A 3,564-nucleotide genomic window follows, 5' to 3' on the forward strand; every position below is an offset into this window, starting at 1 on the left:
GGCAGACTTTTTGGGGAAATTGACATCTAAACCCGTTGGAGGGGCGGTATGGGTAAGCTTCCATCGAGCGAGGGACCCCGGATATCGGGAGTCCTTTCCTCTAACAACAATCAGTCTGCGAACAAAGAAATCAGACTCCTGACGGGTCTTGCTGGCCTGGATGACATCCTGAACGGTGGCCTCCCCAAAGGCCACCTCTACCTTGTGGAGGGGGATCCAGGGACCGGCAAAACGACACTCGCGTTGCAGTTCCTGCTTGAAGGTGTGAGGCAAGGCGACGGAGGAATGTACGTCACCTTGTCCGAATCCAAGCTTGAGCTGGAGCAGGTGGCGGCATCCCATGGCTGGTCCGTGGAACCGATCACCATCTACGAGATGATTCATTCCGACGAGGATCTCGGCCCGGACGCGCAGTACACCGTCTTTCACCCCTCCGATGTCGAACTGGCAGACACCATGACTTCCATCCTGAGGCAGGTGGAGGAGATCAACCCGCAACGAGTTGTCTTCGACTCTCTTTCAGAGTTCCGCATGCTCGCCCGCGATCCGCTCAAATACCGTCGCCAAATTCTCGCATTGAAGCGGTATTTCGCGGGCCGGAGCTGCACTGTCCTTCTGCTCGATGACAGAACCGCCGAAGGAGATGTGAACGACCTCCAGCTCCAGAGCATCGCGCACGGCGTCATCAAAATGCAGAGCCTGGAACGGGACTATGGCATCAAAAGACGCCGGATGGAGATCCACAAGCTTCGCGGCTCTCAGTTCCGCGAAGGCTACCACGACTACACCATCAAGACCGGTGGAATCAAGATCTACCCGCGCCTGATCGCCGCCGAGCACAAGCCCGGTTTTAAACGAGCCCCTATCGTGAGCGGCCTGCGAGAGCTGGATGACCTCTTTTGCGGAGGAATTGATACGGGGACAAGTACTCTCCTCATCGGGCCGGCTGGTTGCGGTAAATCAACCATCGCGCTTCGCTATGCCGTCTCCTCGGCCCAACGCGGCGAGAAGGCGGTCATCCTGACGTTTGATGAGGCGCTTGCAACGCTGGTTGAGCGCGGACAGGGCCTGGGTATGGATCCTACCGGGCTAATGGAAAGCGGCATGCTTGAGATTCACCAGATCGATCCCGCCGAGCTCTCTCCCGGAGAGTTCGTCTCCCGCATCAGGGGCCTCGTCGACGAACAAGATCTCCGAATGGTTGTCATCGACAGCATGAACGGATTGCTCAACGCCATGCCGCATGAACAGTTTCTCGCCATGCAACTGCACGAATTGTTAGCCTACCTCGGGCAGCAGGGCATCGTAACGTTGCTCACGCTGGCACAGCATGGCTTCATCGGGATCACCAACTCTCCCGTTGACGTCAGCTATCTGGCAGACACGGTTCTTCTTTTCCGTTATTTTGAGCGCGCAGGAGCAATCCGCCAGGCACTCTCAGTCGTTAAAAAACGCAGTGGACCACATGAACGCACCATCCGCGAGCTAATCTTTCGCAACGGTGGCATCAGGGTCGGGCCTCCACTGCAGGAGTTCGAAGGCATCCTTACCGGGAACCCGACGTTCACGGGTTCTACGAGCCAGGAGGATTCTTCTGATCGCCGCAAATGAAACGACGTCTCGTGAAACACGCACCCTCGTTCTGGCTCCTACAGGACGCGATGCGTCGTTGATCGCCAGTCTTCTGGAGAAAATGGGCAAGCCTTGCCATATCGTGAACTCCGTCTCGGAATTGGCAGAGAACATACGCCTCGGCACCGGCGCGGCCATCGTCACCGAGGAAGCACTGACAGGCGCCGCAATCCAACAACTGGAATCAGCGCTGAAGGAACAACCGGCATGGTCAGACTTTCCGGTCATCCTTATGGTCTCCGGCGGCCGGGTTACGGCCGAGAGTGAACGGCTTCGCAAGCTGCGGATGCCGCTCGGCAACGTGCTTCTTCTGGAGCGCCCGCTTCGTCCGGAAACCCTGTTCAGCACGCTCGAAGTCGCCCTGCGTGGAAGGCAGCGCCAATATCAGGTACGGGACCAGATGGAGCAGATGGTGCGAGCTCAGGATGCTCTCCGCCGCGCGGAGAAACTGGCCGTTACCGGCCGCCTGGCGGCAAGCATTGCCCACGAGATCAACAATCCGTTGGAATCCGTGACCAACCTGCTTTATCTGTTGCGCTCGGAAACATCTTCGGAGAACGCGCAGATCTATCTCGGCCAGGCCGAGCAGGAGCTCGCGCGAGTGACCGAGATCGCCAAACACACGTTGCGCTATTACCGCGAACCCAATAAGCCGGTACTGGTCGACGTCAGCGCCGTACTGGACTCCATGCTGACGCTGTATCACTCGCGTCTGATATCGGCGCGGGTCGACGTGCATAAAGAAGCACGTTCCGCTCTAGTTTCTGTTTATGCCAATCCAGGAGAGTTGCGGCAGGTTATCGCCAATCTCATCAGTAATTCACTCGATGCGATGCGCACCGGGGGAAAGCTAAGACTGAGAATTGGTTCCTGGCACAGCTCGAAGATGCCAGACAGACGGTACCTGAGCTTGACCATCGCAGACACCGGCTCGGGGATCGATCCCCGGTTGCTGCCGACTGTGTTCGAACCCTTCGTCACCACGAAAGGAGAAACCGGCACAGGCCTCGGCCTGTGGGTTACGCAAGAGCTCGTCAGAAAAAATGGCTGGGCCGTTCGCGTTCGCAGCTCCATAAACGCTGACCATCGCGGAACCGTCTTCTCAATCCTCATTCCGGCCGAGCAGGCCGACACCTCAAGCGCTTCCGTCGCCGCCTGAAGCCCGCCGGAACCTCTGTTGAAGCGCCAACGGCGCGCTCCATACCAGCCCGGGGTGCCGCCCCAGGTTTCGGACTTACAATGAATCCGAACCGAAAGGAGGCTGCTCCTGTTCACTCTCACCGGAATCCGCAAGTTGCATCGCTGGACGTATTCCAGCCTCACTCTTCTGCTCGATCATCTCTCGACGATCCCCGAAGAAGAGTACGTGAAAGAACTTCCAGGCTTCGGTCTCCCAACGCTTCGCGCTCAGGTCATTCATATCTTCAACTGCGAAGCGTTTTGGATCCATACCCTCCAGGCAACTCCGTTCCAGGATGAGGATCCCGCCGACTGGTCTACCATTCCCGATGCCAGGCGCCTGCAACACTGCGTCGGCGCAAACACGCTTGCCTACCTGTCAGACCTGACAGACGAGCAACTCAACACAAATGCAGAACTGCATTTCCCGGACGGGGACACGGCCATTCGCACCCCGGCACTGATCCTTCATCACGTCTTGACTCACGCCTTCCATCACAAGGGTCAGATCGTCTCTATGTGCCGTACGTTAGGCTACCCCGCGCCCGACACCGATCTCAGCAGGATTGAATAGAGGCTTCGGCCTGGACTCACGTTTTAGGATGTATTGAGAAATTCGGTAGAGCCCATGCAAACGGAGTTATTCGCATTTACGATAAGCCGACATATCGTTACTAATGCGGTGTCGGTGAGCGCATTGGCGATTTATCACTCGTCGAACGGCCCGCCTCTACGTGCTTGCCAGTCATAGGC

General features: G+C 57.5%; 3 protein-coding genes. All 3 read left to right on the plus strand.

Annotation, left to right across the window (positions count from 1 at the left end; genetic code table 11):
* Nucleotides 1-48 precede the first annotated feature (48 nt).
* The 3 genes from AB4043_RS18635 to AB4043_RS18645 all read left to right on the plus strand — a co-directional run bounded on the left by AB4043_RS18635 (nucleotide 49) and on the right by AB4043_RS18645 (nucleotide 3,385).
* Nucleotides 49-1,611 carry an ATPase domain-containing protein gene (locus AB4043_RS18635; RefSeq protein ID WP_442301088.1) on the plus strand — a complete coding sequence of 521 codons (1,563 nt, stop codon included), beginning with the start codon at nucleotides 49-51 and terminating at the stop codon, nucleotides 1,609-1,611.
* 82 nt (nucleotides 1,612-1,693) lie between these two features.
* Entirely contained in the window at nucleotides 1,694-2,791 is a 1,098-nt protein-coding gene (locus AB4043_RS18640; protein WP_442301089.1) for a sensor histidine kinase, read from the plus strand.
* Between the two features lie 135 nt (nucleotides 2,792-2,926).
* Entirely contained in the window at nucleotides 2,927-3,385 is a 459-nt protein-coding gene (locus tag AB4043_RS18645; RefSeq protein WP_442301090.1) for a DinB family protein, read from the plus strand.
* Nucleotides 3,386-3,564 lie beyond the last annotated feature (179 nt).

It is taken from the genome of Terriglobus sp. YAF25 (genome assembly GCF_052113305.1).
Lineage (GTDB): Bacteria > Acidobacteriota > Terriglobia > Terriglobales > Acidobacteriaceae > Terriglobus.

Bases quoted from the DNA above. Each gene is read 5' to 3' on its own strand.
- AB4043_RS18635 (WP_442301088.1), top strand. From the start codon at position 49: ATGGGTAAGCTTCCATCGAGCGAGGGACCCCGGATATCGGGAGTCCTT.
- AB4043_RS18640 (WP_442301089.1), top strand. From the start codon at position 1,694: ATGGGCAAGCCTTGCCATATCGTGAACTCCGTCTCGGAATTGGCAGAG.